Consider the following 20536-nt stretch of genomic DNA (forward strand, 5'->3'; position numbering starts at 1 on the left):
TTAAATTTTAAGTTTAAAAACTTTAGCATCTCTAGAATTAATCACCAAGTCAAATAAATTCTTATCATAATTTCCCAAAAAAAACATTTGCACATAAGCACTATTAAACATGGTTTTATCCATTAAAATAAATTGTGCGTAAGGAATAGCACTATCCTTTAAATAAAAAATATAAAACTGAGCCTTATCATCGATTGGAGTGATTTTGTATTCACCTTGTTTAATAGAATTAATCTCTACGATACTATTTACAGAAACCACATTATCACCTATTTTAAAACTTCTAAAATCATCGCTTAAAACCACTCCGTTGCTAAGATAAATTTCTCCATTTTTAACATCAAGTGGATAAGCTGTGCTAAAGGTAAAAGGTTTATCCAAAACTCCTGTATCTAAATTAATAAAAGAAAAACTAGCCACCGTAGAAAAAATCAAAGACATTCTAGCGGGCATATAAAGATAAATATCACGAGTTTTTGGTGTATCGATTTTAAAATCAGGTTTTGATAATGAAGCTAGAAATAAATCCACATTGCTTTGATTATAATCTTTCATCATGGCTTGTAAAATGTCTGATTTTAAAATATCATTTTGCGGAGCATAAAAGCTTTTTTCTGTATATTCTACACTAAGTCTTGCCATATTAGCCGCAGCTTGTTCATCTTTGCTTAAAGCAAAAGAAGGGAAAAAATTATCCTTACCTAAATGCTTTCCACCATCTACTAAAGTTTTCACATCGCTATAATAACGCACAGGATAACCATAATCCCACCAAGTTACCACATAATCTTCTCTATTGGCTATATTTTTTAATTGATTTAATAATGATGCTTCATTTTGAGAAAAAACTGTTGGCGCTTTATAGTTGTAAATATGGATAAATACTGGAGCTAAAGTCAAAATAGTTGCAAAAACAATACAAACATTTGAAGTTAATTGGCTATATTTTTTAACCAATATAGCCTTAAACTCGCTCAATAAAAAACCAAATCCTAAAGCCATTACAGGTACAGAATAAATGGTAAATCTAAGCCCCCCTTTTAAGGCTAAAAACCCAAGTACCAATATAGGTAAAGCCATAATCATACTTTTATGTTTTCTCAAAAGCCATACAAAACCAAACAAAGAAAACAAGAAAACAATTTCACTACCACTAATTCTTCGCATAAATTCGCTAAAATCTACATTTTCAACTTCTTGTATGGTTTGATTAACATTAAAATACATAAAGCCCTGTGTTAAATTCGCACTTTCATCACTTCTAAAAATATAAAATTTAAGCTGATAAAGTATAGGATCAACCCCACCACTTAAAATCAAAAATATCAAAGTTGCACTACCTAAAATTCCTATAATCATAAAATTTAAGCGTTTTTGCTCTAAGGCGAATAAAGCAAAAAGTATTACTATAATGGCACTTTGATAAAACCATGCTATATTTGAAAGAGTAAGAGAAGACAAAATCACAGCTATATAAAAAATCTTTTCTTTTCTATGAAAAATAAGTGTATAAATTAAAAAAAGTCCAATTAAAGCTACATTTAAAGTATAACTTGAAGGATACCACCAAAGATAAATTCCTATAAATAACGGCAAGGCAATCAATGAAAAAAAGTCTTTTTTTAAAATCATTCTTACCATAAAAAATAAAATAAACATAGGTAAAACAATTACCAGCATATCCGTATCATAATACCCACTCATAGTGCGATTATAATAACTGTTTGCTATACTTGCTAAAAGAGCAGCTACAAAGCCCATTAAAGGACGTTTGTATTCATTAGCTAGTAAAATAATAGGAATCACCACCAAAGAAGATAAAAAAGTACTCATATATAAAATGATACTTTCAAAAGAAAAAGGTGTGACTTTATAAAGCCAATAAGTAAGCGCGGATAAAGAAGATCCATAGTAACTCAAATCATTAGGCTGATGAAAACCTGCTATCATATCTCTTGCGCCCTCAGCAAAAGCATAGCCATCGTTTGAAATGATCATTAATTGATTATTGAAAAAATACTCGTTAAACTCACTTGCCCACCAAACCCAATAAAACCTGCAAAATACACTAAAAACATAAGCTAATACAATCATCGCAAACAAAACTAAATAAGGGTTTTTTAAATACTCTTTTTTCAACATCTTTTATCCTAATAAATATTTCAAAGCATCGCGTGCAATTTTTACTTTATCAAAGGCTTTAGCCCTAGTTTTAGCTTTGTTTTTATACGCTTTTCTTAATTTATCGTCTTCAAGCATAGTTTTTAAACCCTGAAACATAGAGTTTTCATTATCTACTTCTACTAAAAGTCCAAATTCATCATCGCCAAAAAGCTCTCTTGCACCACTTTTATGATCAGTGCAAACCACCGCACAAGAACAAGCCAAACTTTCGATTAAAACATTTGAAAAACCTTCAAACACAGAAGCAAAAGCAAAAAATTCGCATTTAGCCATGTATTTATAAGGATTATTATCAAATCCTAAAAGCAAAACCTTTTCTTCCAAATTTAATTCTTTAATCAAAGCTAAAAGCTCATCCTTAAGCACACCTTCACCTAAAATCACAAGCTTTAAATCTGTTTTCAATCTCGCATAAGCACGAATTAATAAAGCATGATTTTTACCTTTATCAAGCCTACCCACACTTAAAATAAATTTATCTTTTAAAGCTATATCTTCAAGAGCTTTTTGCTCTATGTTTTCTAAATCGATGGCATTGTATAAAATTTCACATTTTTTTGGTTTTATACTAAAATTTTGCTCTAAATCTTCTAAATTTCCCTTAGAATTAGGCAAGATTAAATCAGCTCTTGGATAAAGTAAAGAAATTAGAAATTTATTTGCCAAAGAATTAAAATTATTTTTCGCATACATCACACTTGGCGTAGTGCATTCATTGATCACAAGGCGGGTTTTATTTCCAAACATTCTTGCTATTAAGGCTATATAATTAGGTCGATTTAAAAAAACAAATTCTGTATCAATACCCAAATTGCTGCAAAGTTTTTTGTATTTTAAAGCCAAAAAAGGTAGTTTTAAAAATTTCAAAATAGGATTTTCACTAGGTTTTGAACATTCTAAAAAATGAATTTGACACTCTGGAATTTCATAAGAAATTTTATCATTCATCAAGATCAAATGCACTTCAAATTTCAAACTTAAAATAGGCAATAAAGTCGCCACAACTCTTTCAGCACCACCACTTCCTAAAGAATAAATAAAAATGCCTAATTTTTGCATAAAGCCACCCGAATTTTTGATAATTTTTCAATCATATTATTTGGAATTATACTTAAAATGAGTAATATCAAAGCAGGAGCGTTGATTTTTATACTTAGGCTTTTAAACAAACATTTATAAAGGGCTTTATAATTTTTTGCAAGTTTTGCATAATAAGCTGCCATTTTATAATAACTCGCACAAGTTTTTTTATAATCTTTATCCTTACTCATTCTAAGTTCATTTTCTAAAATTTTAGCAAGCTCTAAATATCCCAAATATACCCTATGAGCATTTTTACTCGCCCCCAAAGTCACGCTATCTTGCCTAAAAATCCTATAAATCCTAAAAGCCTTATGGATATAAAAACTTTTTTCCTTGTATAAATTTACCCAAAGCGTGGCTTCATTGCCATAAAATTCTTCATTAAAACGCTGGTTCTCAAGTAGAGATTTTTTAAAAACAGAAAAAAACTCTCCGCTAAATTTAGCCATTAAAAAATCTTTTTTAGAAATTTCACTATCTTTTTCCAAGCCCTTGCCGCTAAATTCCTTGCTTAAATTTCCTTCTTTTTCTATCAAACAATTTCCAAAAACATGAGCATAACCCTCATTTGCTTTTTGCATCAAGGTGCTTAAAGCCTCAGATAAAAGTTCATCATCATCATCTAAAAAAGTTACAAACTCGCCACTTGCTTGATCTAAGCCATTATTTTTATTGCCATTTGGGCCTTGTTTGTAATTTTGATTTAAAAAATACTTAATGCGATCATCATCTTTTTGTAAATTTTGCACCACACTTTTAGTATCATCGCTAGAATTATCATCGCTTACAATAATTTCTAAATCTTTAAAATCTTGATTTTGTATGCTTTTAATAGCCTTTTCTAGTAAAACTTGACGATTAAAAGTTGGTACTATAACAGAAAGTTTAGGCATTTTTAACCTCAGCTATAAGCTTAAGCCATTCTTCTTTGATATGAGAAATTTCAAAGTCTTTACACCTTTGTTTGGCATTATTTACAAGTTCTTTTCTAAAATTTTCATTATTTAAAACAAGTTCAAGTTTTTTAGCAAGTGCTATTTCATCATCACAACCTATCAAAAGCCCATCATGATTATCTTTGATTAAATCCTTAGCACCATTATAATAAGAACTTGAAATTCTACAAACCTCAAAATACAAACTTTCAATTAAAACCGTTGGCAAACCCTCTACAAAAGAACAAAGACAAAGCACTTTTGCTTTTTCATAAAGAGTCTTGACATTTTCAACTCGTCCTAAAAAATCAACTTTTATTCCTAAAGATTTTACCTTGTATTCAAGTTCTTGCCTTAACTCTCCATCTCCTGCTATAACAAATTTATAATTTTCTTGCAAATTTTTATCCAAATGCGCTATAGCTTTTAAAAACATTGCAGGGTTTTTGTTGTGATCTAAACGCCCTATAAAAAGAACCAAATTTTCCTTTTCAAAACTAGAATCAAAAGGAATTTCATCGCTAAAATGACAAGGGTTTAATAAAAGCCTAACCCTTTTTACAAATCTTTCATAATACACCTTATCACTGCTTCCAAGCACACTTAAAGCATCACAAAAAGGATAGCTTACCCTTCTTAAAAAACGCCAAATTTTAGGTTTTAAATACGCTTCATTGCTATGCTCACTTATAATGAGTGGAGTTTTAAACCCTATTTTCGCAGCAATACAAGCAATATTAGTCGTATCCAAAAAAGAAATAAAAACATCAGCCTTACTTTCTTTCAAAGCCTTTCTTAAAGCAAAAAATTTCTTAAAACGACTTGCGATTTTATGATAAAGCGTATCAAATCTAAATTGTTCTAAACTTGTAACTTTAACTTCATTTTCAAGCTTATAAAAAGATTCTCCTGCATGAAATTTAATAATACTTACTTCATGCTCTTTGCAAAGTGCATTAACTAAGGTTACTAAAACACGCTCAGCGCCTCCTGAATTTAAAGTTGCGATAATAAAGCTTATTTTCATCATTTCTCCTCTTTAAGCTTACCGTGTTCTAAACGATAAACCTTATCACATTGCGTTATCGTAGAAAGGCGATGTGCGATAATAATCATGGTTTTATCTTTAGAAATTTTATAAATTTCATCCATGATTTTTGCTTCACTTTGAGTATCAAGAGCAGAAGTTGCTTCATCAAGCACTAAAATTTCAGGCTCTAAATATAAAGCTCTTGCTATAGCTATGCGTTGTTTTTGTCCCCCGCTTAAATTACTCCCCCCATCACCCACTTTTGTTTGCACTCCTTGAGATAAATTTTTTATAAAATGCTCTAAATTTGCTTGTTTGATAACCCTATTAAGTTTTTCTTCATCAACCGCATCTCCAAAAGTGATATTTTTAGCTATACTGTCATTAAAAAGATAGATATTTTGCGGGATATAGCCTATTTTTTGGCGATAATTTTTTGTATTATTTGCATTTAATTCTTGCTCATCAATTAAAATTTGCCCTTCTTTTGGTTTTAAAAGTCCTATGATAAGATCTACTAAGGTGCTTTTTCCACAACCACTCTCCCCTATAAAAGCGATTTTTTCGCCTTTTTTAATGTTTAAATTAAGATTTTTAAATAAATGTTTTTTTCCCTCATAACCAAAGCTAAGATTGCAAATTTTAAGCTCTTGATTAAAGCTTAATTTTTCCTCGCCCAAATTTTCTTCTTCTTGTCTTAAATTTTGATAAATAATATCCAAAGAAGAATGATAATAAAGCAAATCATGATAACTTGTAATAATACGATTTGCGCTTGGCATTAAGCGATAAAGTGCTAAAACAAAAATAGAAATCGTGGATAAAATACCTGAAATATCACTTTCATTTTTCAACACCAAAAATACCACGATAAAAACAAGTACACAAAAACCTATTCCTTCAAGATAAATTCTAGGCACCGCAGCTACACTTTCGTTGGTAATATTTGCTTTAGAAAAAGCTTCACTTTGCGCTTTAAAAAGACTTAATACTCCATCTTCTTTGGTTTTAAGCTTGATAAATTTAAAATTATTTAAATTTGTATTTAAAATTTCAAAGAAATTTTTCATCGCTTCTTCGCGTCTTACTCCTGCTTTTTTAATGATAGGGCTTAAAATTTTCACTAAAATAAAGGCATTTAACACCATAAAAATACTTAAAAATAAAGTGATTTTATAATTAATCAAAAGCATTAAAGCATAAAGCAAAAGCACTACAAAAATTTCACTCATCAAAAGCAAAAATGATGAAATCATAGTGCTTAGATTATAAACTTCCCCTGTAATGGACTTTAAAATTTCAGATTGATTTTTTTGAGTAAATTTTTCATAATTAATATTTAAAAATTTAGAAAAAACCTTATAAGCGATCGCATGATAACGCCCTTTAGAAAATCTTGCTAAAAGATGAAAATAATACGCATTTAACAAAGCTCTAAACACATAAAAAACAATAAGCCCCACCCCAAAATAAACAATGATTTCAAAAACAGGGATATTAAGATATTCTTTTAAGCTGATTAAATATTTATTACGATCAAAATAAGAAAAATCACTGGCCAAAGTGATAAAAGGCATTACTAAAGAAATTGCAAAAGTTTCTATAAAAGAAACAAATATTGAAAAAACAAGCAAGAAAAATAAAAAATTTTTATCTTCCTTACTTAAAATAAAAAAAAGTTTTTTTAACACTGTTTTTCCCAATCAAAAGCAGATTTGCAAATAAGCTCTAAATCATCATATTTAGGCTGCCAAGAAGTAAGATTTCTGATTTTACTTGCATCAGAAATCAATACACTAGGATCACCTGCACGGCGTGGGGCAAGTTCTACTTTAAAATCCACTCCACTAACTTTTTTCATCGCTTCAATCACTTCTTTTACACTAAAACCGTGCCCATAACCTACATTAAAAACATTACTTTCATTCTCTTGTAAATAATCCAAAGCCGCTAAATGCGCACTTGAAATATCATCTACATGGATAAAATCTCTTATGCAAGTACCATCTTTTGTATCATAATCATCGCCAAATATGAAAAGTTTGTCACGTTTTCCTGCGGCACATTCAGCTGCAACTTTTATGAGCAAGGTTGCTTTTGGATAGCGTTGCCCTAAAGTATAATCCATACAAGCACCTGCAACATTAAAATATCTTAAAATACAATGCTTAAATTCAGGATTTGCCATACTTGCATCACGCAAAACCTCTTCACTCATAAGCTTACTACGCCCATAAGGATTAATAGGTGCTAAAGGGCTTGTTTCGCTCACAACAGGAGTTTGTGGTTCGCCATAAGTGGCTGCCGTTGAAGAAAATATAAATTTATTCACTCCAGTTTGCAAACAAATTTCGATGAGATTTGTCGTATTAACAGTGTTGTTCATATAATATTTTAAAGGATTTTGCATACTTTCAAAAACTTCAATGCTTGCTGCAAAATGCACAATAGCGTCAAATTTTTCTCTCTCAAACAATGCTTTTACGCCTTGAAAATCACTTAAATCTTGTTCGAAAAATTTAAAAGCTCTTGTTTTTTGCAAATCTTCTATTGCGATTTTAGAACCCTTAGAAAGATTATCTAAAACACAAATTTCATGATCTGTTTTTAAAAATTGTCTTAAAGTATGAGAACCTATATAACCTGCACCACCGCTAATAAGAATTTTCATCATCATTCCTTTTTTTAAAAATGTCAAAAATAAATTTTAATATATTTTCTTAAATACTTAAGATCGAACTTTTGAAATTTCACTCTCACAAGCTTTTGCAAAAACTTCTGTATAAGAACGATCTGATTTTTTTGCACACAAGAAATCTCTCATATAAGAAAGAAAACCAACATAATCTTCTTCATCAACATTAGCTTTAATAAGTTCATATTTTAAAAAAAGCATATAGGTGTTTAAAACATCACTTTCACAATATTCGTGGATTTTTTCAAGTTTATTTTCATAAAAAAGTTTCATTACCTCATCGCCATGCACATCATATTTTCCTGGCAAACCCACCATAGAACAAAGTGTATCAAGCTTTATTCCACGCCCGTTAGATCCTAAGGATTCTAATAAATCACAATGTTTTAATTCTGAAAATCTTGTTTTATAATTATTCCATTTATCACTTTGAGTATCCAAATAAGTTGCTGCTTTTAAATTGTATTTTAAAGCCCTTAAAACAAGAACGGGCATATCGAAATTTTTACCATTAAAGCTGACTAATTTTGGCTCATAATTTTCTATAAAATTGAAAAAATTCTCAATCATTTCTTTTTCATTTTGCCCATCAATTTTATTTACTTTGATAAATTTTCCAAAATTATCGCTTAAAACCGCACAAATACTAATGATTTTATGATAAGGCAAAGGCAAAAACTCACTCCCACTTTGTTCTTTTTGCCACTGAAGTGCTTTTAAACTTACCTCTAAATCACTTCCTTCAAAACCCAAAGTTTTGCGGATAAGCTCAACATCTGGCACACTCTCACAATCAAAAACACAAATATAACCTTCATTTTTTGCCATTTTTAACCTTTTTTTAAATAATTTCGCTAAAATCATAGCAAAAATTTTAAAATATTAGGCTTTTAATGAAAATAGCAATTGTTCGTTTGTCAGCACTTGGTGATATTATCCAAAGTGCCGTGGTTTTGCAATTTATCAAAAATTTTAAAAAAGATATAGAAATTCATTGGTTTGTAGATGAAAAATTTGAAGGCATACTTAAAAACCATCCTTTAATAGACAAACTCTATGCCCTACCCTTAAAAGACAAAAAAATTTTAAAAAGCCTAAAAATTCTTCTTAAAGCAAGAAAAAACAACTATAATGCAGTAATAGATCTACAAGGGCTTATAAAATCTGCTATTGTAAGTCGAATTTTAAGTAGAAATAATTTTGGTTTTGATAAAAATAGCCTTAAAGAAAGTTTTGCTCATAATTTTTACAACCAAAAACTTGAGTTAGATTACAATGAAAATGTATTTGTAAGATACTTAAGTCTTACCTCCTTTATGTTAAATACTGATTTTAATGCCAAAAATTTAGCCTTTAAACAAGATGTTTTTAGCGTAGATGAAAATTTAAAACAACTCTTAAACAATAAACTCAAGCTCGACAAAAACGAAAAAAACATACTCATACATGTGGGCTCAAGTGTAGAAAATAAAATCTATCCTAAAACCAAACTTGCTATACTTTGCAAACTTTTAATCAATGAATTTCAACAAACAAAAATTTGGCTCGCTTGGGGAAATGTAAAAGAATACGAATTTGCTAAAGAGGTTTTAAATCTTAGTGGTATTGATGAAACACATATAGAATTAGCGCCAAAATTTAATCTTGAAGAGCTAATGGCTTTTACAAAAATGATGGATCTTATCATAGGAAATGATAGCGGTCCAACACATTTAGCTTTTGCTTTAAATAAAGCATCTATTACGATTTTTGGTGCAACACCAAGCTACCGCAATGCTTTTCAAACTCATATCAATAAAATCATTGATACAGGTAAAAAAATCCAAAATGCCAAGCATATCGATAAAAGTGATTTTTGTATCACGCGTATAGAAGAAGAAGATATCTTCAAACTTGCCAAAGGCTTACTTAATGAAAAATAGTGATAGAATATATCTTAGTCTTTATTATATTTTGAAATTTTTTGTTACTTTTATGCCTGATTGTATCTTGCATTTTTTAGCTTTGATTGTAGCAAGAATCGCTTTTCATCTTAACAAAAAACACCGCAAAATCATCAATACAAATTTGCAAATCTGTTTTCCTCAATACACTCAAAAAGAACGCGATAAATTGTCTTTAAAAATTTATGAAAATTTTGCTCAATTTGGGATTGATTGTTTGCAAAATCAAAACACCACCAAAGAAAAAATTCTCAATAAAGTAAATTTCATCAATGAAAATTTTCTTATAGATGCTCTAGCTTTAAATCGTCCTATTATCTTCACAACTGCACACTATGGAAACTGGGAAATTTTAAGCCTTGCTTATGCAGCTAAATATGGTGCGATTTCTATAGTAGGGAAAAAGTTAAAAAGTGAAATTATGTATGAAATTTTAAGCCAAAGTCGCACCCAATTTGACATAGAACTTATCGACAAAAAAGGCGGCATAAGACAAATGCTAAGCGCTCTAAAAAAAGGGAGAACTTTGGGAATTTTAACTGATCAAGACTGTGTAGAAAACGAAAGCGTAAGATTAAAATTTTTTAACAAAGAAGTGAATTATCAAATGGGAGCAAGCCTTATCGCACAAAGAAGTAATGCTTTGATCATCCCTGTTTATGCCTATAAAGAAGATGGTAAATTTTGCATAGAGTTTTTTAAAGTAAAAGATTCTCAAAATGCAAGCTTAGAAGAACTGACACTTTATCAAGCACAAAGTTGCGAAGAAATGATTAAAAAAAGACCTTGGGAATACTTTTTTTTTCATAGACGCTTTGCAAGTTATAATAAGGAAATTTACAAGGATGCAAAATGAATCTAAAGCAAATAAGTGCTATTATCATCGTAAAAAATGCAAAACAAACCTTGCTTGAATGTTTAAATTCTTTAAAAGATTTTGATGAAATTATTTTACTTAACAATGAAAGTAGTGATAATACCCTAAATATAGCTAATGAATTTAAAAAAGATTTTGCTAATTTGCACATTTACCACAGTGCTTTTATAGGTTTTGGAGCTTTAAAAAACCTTGCTTTAAGTTATGCAAAAAATGATTGGATTTTAAGCATTGATGCTGATGAAGTGCTTGAAAATGAGTGTATTAAAGAGCTTAAAAATTTAGAACTTCAAGAAGATAATATCATCGCACTTAGTCGTAAAAATCTCTATAAAGGCGAATGGATAAAGGCATGTGGTTGGTGGCCTGATTATGTTTGGAGAATTTTTAATAAAAATTTCACTCGTTTTAATGATAATTTAGTACATGAAAGCCTTGTTTTGCCAAGTAATGCTAAAAAAATTTATCTTAAAAATGGATTAAGGCATTATGCTTTTAGAGATATTTCCCACCTAATTGACAAAATGCAGTACTACTCAAGCCTTTGGGCAAAACAAAATATACACAAAAAAAGTGGTGTTTTAAAAGCAAATTTAAGAGCTTTTTGGACTTTTTTTAGAAATTATTTTTTAAAAAATGGCTTTTTATATGGTTATAAGGGTTTTATAATTAGCGTTTGCAATGCCTTAGGGACTTTTTTTAAATACATGAAATTATATGAACTTCAAAAGCAAAAGCCAAAAACTTGCGCTTTAATAATAACAACTTATAATCAAAAAGAACGCCTTAAATTAGTGCTTGATAGTGTTAAAAATCTAGCCTTTTTACCCAATGAAGTTTTAATCGCAGATGATGGTAGCAAAGAAGATACAGCAAGGCTTATTGAAGAATATCAAAAAGATTTTCCTTGCCCTTTAAAACACATTTGGCAAGAAGATGAGGGTTTTCGTGCTGCAAAAAGTAGAAATAATGCTATTAAAGCTTCTAAAAGTGAATATATAATTTTAATTGATGGTGATATGATTTTAGAAAAAGACTTTGTAAAAAATCATTTAGAATTTGCAAAACGCAAAGTAATTTTACAAGGTTCAAGAGTAATTTTAAATAAAAATGAAAGCGAAGAAATCTTAAAAAACAATAATTATAGTTTAGCTTTTAATAAAAAAGGTTTTAAAAATCAAAGAAGTATTTTTTTAGCTAAATGTGTATATAAATTTTCAAAACTAACTAAGAAATTTTTTAAAAAATCACAACTTGTTAAAGGTAGTAAAACTTGCAATATGAGTTTTTATAAAAGTGATTTTGAAGCCATTGAGGGATTTAATGAAAAATTTATAGGCTGGGGTAGGGAAGATAGTGAGTTTGTAGCTAGATTTTTATTTAATGATGGAGTGTTTAAAAGGCTTAAATTTAATGCTCTGGCTTATCATATCTATCATGAAGAAAATAGCAAAAATATGCTCGAAATCAATCATCAAATTTATCTTGAAACTATAAAAAATGAAAAAACAACTTGGAGATAAAACATGAAAAAAGTAGGTGTAGTAATCCCCATATACAATGTAGAAAAATATCTAAAAGAATGTTTAGATAGTGTAATCAATCAAACTTATACTAATTTAGAAATCATACTAGTAAATGATGGTAGTACAGATGAAAACTCACTTAATATTGCAAAAGAATATACTTTAAAAGATAAAAGAATAATTCTTTTTGATAAAAAAAATGGTGGTTTAAGTAGTGCTAGAAATGTAGGTATAGAATATTTTAGTGGAGAATATGAAACACAATATATTGAAAAAGAAAATGAATTAAATGTTTTTAAGATTATTGGCGATAATCCACAAAATATTTATAAAATTTATAAGTACAAAAATGCTTTAGCGAGTGATAAGCTAGAAATTTCAAAGATTGATTATATTATCTTTTTAGATTCTGATAATTATTGGGAGTTAAACTGCATAGAAGAGTGTGTTGTAAGAATGCAAAATGTAGATGTATTATGGTTTGACCATGCTTGTATTTATGATGATGGTATAGAAGATAAGGGTCAAAAAACAAGGATGAATGTATTTAATTTTACTCAAGAATGCACTATCACTCCAAGAGACTATGCTAAGCAAGCTATAAAAGTAGGTTCGAGGGATATCTCGTTTAGCTGGGGTGGTATGATAGATTTTTCATTTTTAAAACAATTAAAACTTAAATTTATCAACAAAATCATCAATGAAGATATTCATTTTGGCATGGTTTTGTTTGCGAGTGCTGATAGTATCTATATTTTACCAAAAAGATTGTACTTATGCCGTTTGAGGGCAAATAGTATATCAAATCATGATAAAAAAGTTACAAAGGCAAATGTGTCAGAGTATTTTAAAGACTTGTATGAATTTTTTGGAGAAAATGCTAAAGAGGCAAAAAACTATTTAAAAGCAGCAAGTAGGATGATAACAGCTTTGGAGTTGATAGAATTTTTTAAAGATCAAAAAAATGAAAATTCTCAAGCCATAAAAGAGGCTTTTTTGCCTTTTTATGTAAAAAAGGCTTTGATGATTAAAAAATTTAAAAAAGATCCTTTGAATTTAAAGGAAAAATTACCTATAATTAAACCTTTTATCCAAACAAAAATTCCTTATGATCTTTGGAAAATTTGGCAAAAAATAAAGGGTATTTTAGATAAAATCAACTTTGCAAAATGATTTTATCTATCATTGAATCTTTTTTTATAGATTTAAAATGCGTGAGTTTGTGTAAAAAGCTTTGTTTTTGAATTTCTTCCCAAAGAGTTGAATTAAATTTTTCTTTGGCACTAAATTGTAATAAATGGCATTCTATATCGCTCATGTTTTTATAGATATCATTTACAAAGCCATGCTCTTTTAAAAGTTCAAATATGATATGTAGTATAAAATAATAGTGATTTTCACTTGATTGCTCATTTTTCCAATAATTCATTAAAATATCTTTTAGAGTTTGAATAAAAGTATTGTTTGTTTTGGCTATCATAAAACTACTTAGCATTTTAACTTTAAAATCATCATTCCAGTTAAAGTATCCATAAGAAAAATATCCACTTTTGATAAATTTTTTCAATTTTTCTTTACTAGGTTTTATTTTTGATCTTTCAAAGGTAAAAAAGTCTTTATCACAAAGTTCACTAGGAATTTTAGAACTTAAAAATATACTTGCATCACACCATATACCTCCATAAGTTGCAAGCAAGCATACTCTTAAAAGATCTGAAAAAAAAGTTATAGTTTTTTCTCCAAAAAAATTATTTTCTAATTTTTCTATAACAAATGGTGGAAAATCAAGGTAATCTTTTATATTATCTTTATCTAAAATGATAATTGTGTAGTCATCTTTCATTTGACTTTGTACAGAGTTAAAACATTGTTGTATCATAGGTGAAGCTTGATTTTTACCTTGATACCAAAATTGCCAAATAATTTTATCGTTTTTAAAATAATGTTTTTTTTCAAAATCAAAATGAGGAATTTTCCCTTCTAAAAAAGGATTAATATAGTTGTTTGAAAGATAATTAGTCACTTTAGGGTGTTCTAGCTTATATTGAATATGATTTCTTAATTTTCTTCTTGTTGATTTTATGGGTATAAATGAGCTTAGTTTTTTTGTTAAAGTATTATAAATTAAAGAATTGTTTTGTTGTATTTGCATATATATTCCTAAAAAGTTTTTTGATATAATATCAAAAATAATTAAGGTTATGTATATATGAAAACCGTAGGTGTAGTAATCCCCATATACAATGTAGAAAAATATCTAAAAGAATGTTTAGATAGTGTAATCAATCAAACTTATACTAATTTAGAAATCATACTAGTAAATGATGGTAGTACAGATGAAAACTCACTTAATATTGCAAAAGAATATACTTTAAAAGATAAAAGAATAATTCTTTTTGATAAAAAAAATGGTGGTTTAAGTAGTGCTAGAAATGTAGGTATAGAATATTTTAGTGGAGAATATAAACTCAAAAATAAAACTCAAACTATAAAAGAAAATTCTTTAATAGAATTTAACATAGAAGGTAATAATCCTTATGAAATATATACTGTATATAAAAGCTATAAAGCTTTTAATAATGAACAAGATTTAACTAACTTTACTTATCCTATTATAGATTATATCATCTTTTTAGATTCTGATGATTATTGGGAATTAAACTGCATAGAAGAATGTGTACCTAGAATGGATGGGGTAGATGTGGTTTGGTTTGATAGTATTGAATATCATGATATAGAAAAAAGTTATTTCAAGCATCATAGTCGTTTAAAAGATATTAATATAAAGAAAGAATGTAGAATAAATCCTATAGAGTGGCTTAAGCTTCTAAGGCAAAATAAAATTAAAGACTTTGCATTTGCGTGGAGTGGCATAATTGATTTTGATTATATAAAAGATAAAAAAATGAAATTTAAAGACGCTATTTTTGCTGAAGATCATTTATTTGGAATTTTGCTTTTTTCGCAAGCTAAAAATATTTATGTCTATCCTAAAGTATTTTATTATTATAGAATTCGAGCTAATTCTTTGACAAATCAAGATAAAAAAATCACTAAAGATAATATACTTCCATATTTTAAAGATATATTTATTGCATTTGAAGAGAATGCAACTTTAGCAAAAGAGTATTTTAAATATGTTAGTTGGGTGGAAACCAGTTTAGAATTAGTGCGATTTGTAGAAAATTATCATGATAAAAAAATTTCTTCGTTGCTGAAAGATACTATTTTGTATTTTTATATCAAAAATGCATTTAAAATTAAAAAATTCGATAAAGATCCTTTGTGTATTAAAGAGAAATTGCAACTATTAAAACCCTATAAAATTTCAAAAATAAGATATAAAGTTATGAAATTTTTAATATCTTTACGGAATTAAATTATATAAAAATTTTTTCCATTTGAATTGATATTTTTGATATAAAATATTTATTTTATAATAAATAAGATTTATATTTCTTTTATTAAAATTTTGTTCATATTTCAATAATTGAATTTTTAATAAATATATAATTAGAAAATATAGAGGTGTTTTTTTATTTTTAATTGATTTTAAAACATTTAAAACAATTTTATGTTCTTGAATATTAGCTTCTAAAGAATTAATATTATTTGTTATAGAATTGCTATTTACATGCTGGGTATACAAAGGTTGTGTTAAGTAAAATATTTCATTAGATAATATTGTCAAAGGATAATATAATAAGGCATCTTCTGCCATATTTATTTTGATTTCTTTTTTGAGATTTAACATGTTGAAGGCTTTTAAATAAATATCTTTTTTGATTATTTTAGCCCACATTGTCCAAAATGGATTTTTAGTTTTAAGTATTTGCATTGTAAATTCTTTGTTGTTGTATTTTCCTTGTTTTATATTTAATTTTTTTATTGATTTTTTTGCATTGGTAATAAAAGCTTCAAAACACAACAAATCAATTTTACCCCCCCCCCACCCATATCCAAAATTTTAATACATTCTTCGCAAGCATTAAGTTCTAAATAATCATCAGAATCTAAAAACATGATATAAGGTGAAGTTGCTACTTTAGCACCTTCATATCTTGCTCTTAAAAGCTTTAAATTCTCTTCATTATGTATGATTTTTATTCTATCATCTTTACTAGCATACTCTTTAGCTATATCTATACTTTTATCATTACCACAATCATCTACTACAATGATTTCTATATCTTTAAAAGTTTGGTTAATGCAACTTTCTAATGCTCTAGCAATATATTTTTCCACATTATAAGTTGGTAGTATGATGGAAATTTGACTCATTTTAGCTCTTTATTTTTTTTTGATATAATTATACTATAAATTTAAGGTAATAAAATGAGTATGAATATTAATGCTTTGGTATGCGGTAATGGACCTAGTTTAAAAAATATAGATTATAAAAGGTTACCAAAACAATTTGATGTATTTAGATGCAATCAGTTTTATTTTGAAGATAGATATTTTGTGGGTAAAGATGTAAAATATGTTTTTTTTAATCCTTTTGTGTTTTTTGAACAATACTATACTAGTAAAAAACTTATACAAAACGAAGAATATAACATAGAAAATATAGTTTGTTCTACTATTAATTTAGAATACATAGATGGATTTCAATTTGTTGATAATTTTGAATTATACTTTAGTGATGCTTTTTTAGGTCATGAGATTATAAAAAAGCTTAAAGATTTTTTTGCCTATATTAAATATAATGAAATATACAATAGGCAAAGAATTACTAGTGGAGTTTATATGTGTGCTACAGCTGTGGCTCTGGGATATAAAAGTATATATATAAGTGGTATTGATTTTTATCAAGATACAAATAATTTATATGCCTTCGATAATAATAAAAAAAATTTATTAAATAAATGCACTGGTTTTAAAAATCAAAAATTCAAATTTATCAATCATTCAATGGCATGTGATTTACAAGCTTTAGATTATCTAATGAAAAGGTATGATGTGAATATTTATAGTTTAAATTCAGATGAGTATTTTAAATTGGCTCCGGATATTGGAAGTGATTTTGTATTGAGTAAAAAACCAAAAAAATATATAAATGATATATTGATACCAGATAAGTATGCACAAGAAAGATATTATGGAAAAAAAAGTAGGTTAAAAGAAAATCTCCATTATAAGCTAATAAAAGATCTAATTAGACTTCCAAGTGACATAAAACACTACTTAAAGGAAAAATATGCAAATAAAAATAGATAAATTAACTATTTCTCAGAAAAATCCTTTGATAATCCCTGAAATAGGTATAAATCACAATGGTAGTTTAGAAATAGCAAAACTTATGGTAGATGCGGCCAAAAGAGCAGGAGCTAAGATAATAAAACACCAAACTCATATAGTCGAAGATGAAATGAGCCAAGAGGCTAAAAATGTTATACCGGGTAATGCAAATATTAGCATTTATGAGATTATGGAACAATGTGCATTAAACTATAAAGATGAACTAGCTTTAAAAGAGTATGTAGAGAAGCAAGGTTTGGTATATCTTAGCACTCCATTTAGTAGAGCTGCAGCAAATCGTTTAGAAGATATGGGTGTAAGTGCTTATAAAATAGGCTCAGGTGAATGTAATAATTATCCTTTAATAAAACATATAGCACAATTTAAAAAACCTATGATTATAAGCACCGGAATGAATAGCATAGAAAGTATAAAACCCACAGTTAAGATACTTAGAGATTATGAAATACCTTTTGTTTTGCTTCATACTACAAATTTATATCCTACTCCATCGCACTTAGTAAGATTACAAGCTATGTTAGAATTATATAAAGAGTTTAATTGTCTTTATGGACTTAGTGATCATACCACAAACAATCTTGCATGTATAGGTGCAATAGCTCTTGGAGCAAGTGTACTAGAAAGACACTTTACAGATACCATGGACAGAAAAGGCCCTGATATAGTTTGCTCTATGGATGAAAGCACTTTAAAAGATCTTATAAATCAAACACAAGAAATGGTGCTTTTAAGAGGCGATAATAATAAAAATCCTTTAAAAGAAGAGCAAGTGACCATTGATTTTGCATTTGCTAGTGTAGTAAGTATTAAAGATATAAAAAAGGGTGAAATTTTATCTATGGATAATATTTGGGTAAAAAGACCTTCAAAAGGTGGTATAAGTGCAAAGGATTTTGAAGCCATACTTGGAAAAAGAGCAAAAAAAGATATAAAAAATAATATACAACTAACATGGGATGATTTTGAATGAAAAAAATAGTTTTTGTTAGCGGAACTAGAGCTGATTTTTCTAAAATAAAATCTCTAATGATGAAAGTTGAAAATTCAAATGAATTTGAATTATTTATATTTGTAACCGGTATGCATATGAGTAAAAAGTTTGGTTCTACTTATATGGAAATAGAAAAATGTGGTTTTAAAAATATATATAAATATATAAATCACGATAAGTATTATCAGATGGATAAGGCTTTATCATCAACAATAGATGGTTTTTCTAAATTTATACATGAGATAGAGCCTGATTTAATAGTAGTGCATGGTGATAGAGTGGAGCCTTTAGCTGCTGCTATAGTAGGAAGTTTAAATAATATCTTAGTGGCACATATAGAAGGCGGAGAGCTTTCAGGAACTATAGATGAGAGTTTAAGACATGCTATTAGTAAATTAGCACATATTCATTTAGTAAATGATGAAATAGCAAAAAAAAGATTAATACAAATGGGTGAAGATGAGAAATCTATTTTTATTATAGGTTCTCCTGATTTAGAATTGCTAAATAATACTATATCTTTAGATGAAGCAAAAAAATATTATGATATAAAATTTAAAAATTATGCCATAGCTATATTTCATCCAATTACAACCGAAATAAACTCTTTATATAAACAAAGTGAAGAATTTGTAAATGCTCTTATAAAAAGTGAAAAAAATTATATAGTTATTTATCCAAATAATGATTTAGGATTTGAATTAATTTTGCAAAATTATGAAAGGCTAAAAAATAATGAAAGATTTAAAATTTTTCCTTCTTTAAGATTTGAGTATTTTATAAGTTTGCTAAAAAATGCCAATTTTATCATAGGAAATTCAAGTTGTATAATAAAAGAAGCTTTATATCTTAATATAAATGGAATTTTAGTTGGTTCAAGACAAGATGGTAGAACTGACATTAATAAAACAATAAGAGTAAATGCAGAGGAAAAGGATATATTGGAAGCGATTTTAAATACTAGTAAATGCACTAATATTACAAATAAAAGACTAGAAATTTTAAATAGTTCTGAGCAATTTTATAGGTTATTGAAAAATAATATTTTATTTACTATAAACAAGCAAAAAATATTCATGGATAAAAAATGACTTTGTTTTATAAAATTATAGCTTTTTTAAGATTGCTTAAAATTGATAAAAAATTAAAATTTGATAATGAATATTTTTTAAACTTAAATAAAAAAATCTACAATGAAAAGCATAAAGGTTTTTTTGATTTTGATCCAAACTCAAAAGATACAAAATCTCCTTTAAATCCATGGGCTTTTATAAGAGTAAAAAATGAAGCCACTACTTTAAGAGTATCACTTGAAAGTATGTTACCTGCCATACAAAGAGGTGTTATAGGATATAATGATTGTACTGATGGAAGTGAAGAAATTATTTTGGAATTTTGCAAACAATACCCTTCGTTTATACCAGTAAAATATCCCCATGAGGTGCAAATTGAAAATCCGCAAAGCGAAGAAAATAAACTTCATAGTTATTATAACTATGTAGCTAGTTTTATACCGCAAGATGAGTGGCTTATAAAAATAGATGTGGATCATTACTATGATGCAAAAAAATTATATAAGAGTTTTTATATGGCATCAAAAAATACTGCTGTTAGATTTCCAAGAATTAATTTTTTAATACTAGATAAAATTGTAATTCAAAATATAGGAGAATGTGGTTTTATCGATGGAGGGGATCAATTGTTAATTCAAAAGTGCAATAGTGTATTTATAGAAAGAATGGTTTCAAAGCAAAGTCAGTGGATTGATCCTGAAAAAACTGTGAAAGAATTGTATTCTGAACAGCAAATTATACCCAAACATATAAAAATCTTACAAGCAGAATTACTTCAATGGCATTTTCCTGCTTTAAAATATCATAGAAATGATTATCAAAAACATTTGGATGCTTTAACTTTAGAAGATTTTAAAAAAATCCATTATAGACATAGAAAAATAAAGAAAATAAATTATACAATGCTTGATGAAAAAGTAATTCGTGAAATATTAGA

At 27.7% G+C, this 20536-nt stretch carries 16 protein-coding genes and 2 pseudogenes; 9 read left to right on the top strand and 9 right to left on the bottom strand.

Annotated features, from left to right (window positions below; genetic code table 11):
• The 7 genes from pglB to FBF20_RS05810 are packed head-to-tail and all read right to left on the bottom strand — an operon-like array spanning position 1 to position 8755.
• Positions 1-2142 carry an undecaprenyl-diphosphooligosaccharide--protein glycotransferase gene (gene pglB, locus FBF20_RS05780; RefSeq protein ID WP_002879052.1) on the bottom strand — a complete coding sequence of 714 codons (2142 nt, stop codon included), beginning with the start codon at positions 2140-2142 and terminating at the stop codon, positions 1-3.
• Positions 2143-2145: 3 nt separating this feature from the next.
• The gene (pglJ, locus tag FBF20_RS05785) at positions 2146-3243 is read right to left on the bottom strand and encodes an N-acetylgalactosamine-N,N'-diacetylbacillosaminyl-diphospho-undecaprenol 4-alpha-N-acetylgalactosaminyltransferase (RefSeq protein WP_002879051.1); all 1098 of its coding nucleotides are present in this window, start codon (positions 3241-3243) and stop codon (positions 2146-2148) included.
• Positions 3231-4160, bottom strand: a complete 930-nt coding sequence (gene pglI / locus FBF20_RS05790; RefSeq protein WP_002890470.1) for a GalNAc(5)-diNAcBac-PP-undecaprenol beta-1,3-glucosyltransferase — start codon at positions 4158-4160, stop codon at positions 3231-3233. The genes pglJ and pglI overlap by 13 nt, the downstream gene beginning before the upstream one ends.
• Positions 4153-5232 carry a GalNAc-alpha-(1->4)-GalNAc-alpha-(1->3)-diNAcBac-PP-undecaprenol alpha-1,4-N-acetyl-D-galactosaminyltransferase gene (pglH, locus tag FBF20_RS05795; RefSeq protein ID WP_002859237.1) on the bottom strand — a complete coding sequence of 360 codons (1080 nt, stop codon included), beginning with the start codon at positions 5230-5232 and terminating at the stop codon, positions 4153-4155. The genes pglI and pglH overlap by 8 nt, the downstream gene beginning before the upstream one ends.
• Positions 5229-6923, bottom strand: coding sequence for an ABC-type lipopolysaccharide transporter PglK (gene pglK, locus FBF20_RS05800; RefSeq protein ID WP_002890469.1), 1695 nt, complete (start codon positions 6921-6923; stop codon positions 5229-5231). Before pglK ends, pglH begins: the two co-directional genes overlap by 4 nt.
• Complete coding sequence (galE, locus tag FBF20_RS05805; protein ID WP_002853529.1) at positions 6917-7903, bottom strand: UDP-glucose 4-epimerase GalE; 987 nt, start codon at positions 7901-7903, stop codon at positions 6917-6919. The genes pglK and galE overlap by 7 nt, the downstream gene beginning before the upstream one ends.
• Before the next feature lie 57 nt (positions 7904-7960).
• A complete protein-coding gene (locus FBF20_RS05810) occupies positions 7961-8755 on the bottom strand; it encodes a 3'-5' exonuclease (protein WP_002853812.1) in 795 nt (264 codons plus the stop codon).
• A 65-nt stretch (positions 8756-8820) separates the two neighbouring features.
• Between FBF20_RS05810 and waaC the strand changes: the two genes are divergently transcribed.
• From waaC to FBF20_RS05830, 4 genes are read left to right on the top strand one after another with little or no spacing between them, the layout of a single operon-like run.
• Entirely contained in the window at positions 8821-9849 is a 1029-nt protein-coding gene (gene waaC, locus FBF20_RS05815; RefSeq protein WP_002855693.1) for a lipopolysaccharide heptosyltransferase I, read from the top strand.
• Positions 9839-10726 (top strand): lipid A biosynthesis lauroyl acyltransferase HtrB, encoded by an 888-nt coding sequence (gene htrB / locus FBF20_RS05820; protein WP_002890465.1) that lies wholly within the window; start codon positions 9839-9841, stop codon positions 10724-10726. The genes waaC and htrB overlap by 11 nt, the downstream gene beginning before the upstream one ends.
• Positions 10723-12270, top strand: a complete 1548-nt coding sequence (locus FBF20_RS05825) for a glycosyltransferase (RefSeq protein WP_002858148.1) — start codon at positions 10723-10725, stop codon at positions 12268-12270. The genes htrB and FBF20_RS05825 overlap by 4 nt, the downstream gene beginning before the upstream one ends.
• 3 nt (positions 12271-12273) lie before the next feature.
• Positions 12274-13446 (top strand): glycosyltransferase family 2 protein, encoded by a 1173-nt coding sequence (locus tag FBF20_RS05830; protein WP_002858013.1) that lies wholly within the window; start codon positions 12274-12276, stop codon positions 13444-13446.
• On the opposite strand, the gene FBF20_RS05835 is transcribed toward FBF20_RS05830, so the two are convergent.
• A complete protein-coding gene (locus FBF20_RS05835; RefSeq protein ID WP_002858358.1) occupies positions 13430-14425 on the bottom strand; it encodes a capsular polysaccharide synthesis protein in 996 nt (331 codons plus the stop codon). The genes FBF20_RS05830 and FBF20_RS05835 overlap by 17 nt on opposite strands.
• A 57-nt stretch (positions 14426-14482) precedes the next feature.
• Between FBF20_RS05835 and FBF20_RS05840 the strand changes: the two genes are divergently transcribed.
• A complete protein-coding gene (locus FBF20_RS05840; RefSeq protein ID WP_002858320.1) occupies positions 14483-15652 on the top strand; it encodes a glycosyltransferase family 2 protein in 1170 nt (389 codons plus the stop codon).
• Here FBF20_RS05840 and wlaN read toward each other — a convergent pair.
• Positions 15641-16554: pseudogene (gene wlaN / locus FBF20_RS05845) on the bottom strand (beta-1,3 galactosyltransferase). The gene FBF20_RS05840 and the pseudogene wlaN overlap by 12 nt on opposite strands.
• Before the next feature lie 54 nt (positions 16555-16608).
• On the opposite strand from wlaN, the gene FBF20_RS05850 reads away from it, so the two are divergent.
• The 4 genes and pseudogenes from FBF20_RS05850 to FBF20_RS09110 form a co-directional block, all read left to right on the top strand.
• Positions 16609-17493, top strand: coding sequence for an alpha-2,3-sialyltransferase (locus tag FBF20_RS05850; RefSeq protein WP_002858290.1), 885 nt, complete (start codon positions 16609-16611; stop codon positions 17491-17493).
• Positions 17474-18505 (top strand): sialic acid synthase, encoded by a 1032-nt coding sequence (gene neuB1 / locus FBF20_RS05855; protein ID WP_002858213.1) that lies wholly within the window; start codon positions 17474-17476, stop codon positions 18503-18505. The genes FBF20_RS05850 and neuB1 overlap by 20 nt, the downstream gene beginning before the upstream one ends.
• Positions 18502-19617 carry a UDP-N-acetylglucosamine 2-epimerase gene (gene neuC / locus FBF20_RS05860; protein ID WP_002858400.1) on the top strand — a complete coding sequence of 372 codons (1116 nt, stop codon included), beginning with the start codon at positions 18502-18504 and terminating at the stop codon, positions 19615-19617. Before neuB1 ends, neuC begins: the two co-directional genes overlap by 4 nt.
• Positions 19614-20528, top strand: a pseudogene (locus FBF20_RS09110) (beta-1,4-N-acetylgalactosaminyltransferase); the annotation flags it as partial. The gene neuC and the pseudogene FBF20_RS09110, both read left to right, overlap by 4 nt.
• Positions 20529-20536 lie beyond the last annotated feature (8 nt).

Origin of the sequence: Campylobacter sp. CFSAN093259 (genome assembly GCF_012889985.1) — a bacterium.
In the GTDB taxonomy this organism is placed as follows: Bacteria; Campylobacterota; Campylobacteria; order Campylobacterales; family Campylobacteraceae; genus Campylobacter_D; species Campylobacter_D jejuni.